This is a genomic window from Vibrio olivae (assembly GCF_042428525.1).
GTDB lineage: Bacteria > Pseudomonadota > Gammaproteobacteria > Enterobacterales > Vibrionaceae > Vibrio > Vibrio olivae.
Genome location: NZ_JBHMEP010000128.1, coordinates 1 through 528 on the forward strand (window position 1 = coordinate 1; position 528 = coordinate 528).

General features: G+C 55.5%; 2 protein-coding genes. Both read left to right on the forward strand.

Going from position 1 to position 528, the window contains the following annotated elements:
- A partial coding sequence (locus tag ACFFUV_RS24205; RefSeq protein ID WP_172721710.1) for a DUF3408 domain-containing protein occupies nucleotides 1-323 on the forward strand: 323 nt, incomplete at its 5' end.
- Between the two features lie 2 nt (nucleotides 324-325).
- Nucleotides 326-528 (forward strand): hypothetical protein (locus tag ACFFUV_RS24210; protein ID WP_512701418.1); only part of this gene is annotated, 203 nt, incomplete at its 3' end.

Consider the following 528-nt stretch of genomic DNA (forward strand, 5'->3'; position numbering starts at 1 on the left):
CGACCGAAGAGGACACCGCCGCACCGGAACCATCTCCTGTGCAACCCGTAACACGGGAAAAAGCGCAGAGGGAAAGTGGACGCCGGAAAAGGCAGGACGAGGACTACAACGAGCTATTCCTGCGCCGCAACGAGATAAAGACCCGCCAATGTGTCTATATCAGCCGTGACGTCCACGGCAAGATCCTCAGAATCGTGAACGACATCGCCGGAGGGGAAATCTCAGTAGGCGGATATGTGGATACCGTGCTGCGCCAGCATCTGGAACAGCACAAGGAGAGAATCAACGAACTGTACAAGAAACAACGTGAAGACTTGATTTGAATATGGAAAAGAACCGGAAAAACAGAAGTCCGCAGCATGACGGCGGCGGTATGCTTGCCCAAGTGCAGGCGAGTGTGGAAATCCTGTCCCCCGTGCCGTTAGGCGGCAAATGCGGTGAGAAGGACTATGAACGCCTGTTCATCCGCGACCCGGAAGTAAAGGCACGTGAGGGGAAGATGGCGTATGTGCGCCCGGAGTACCACGA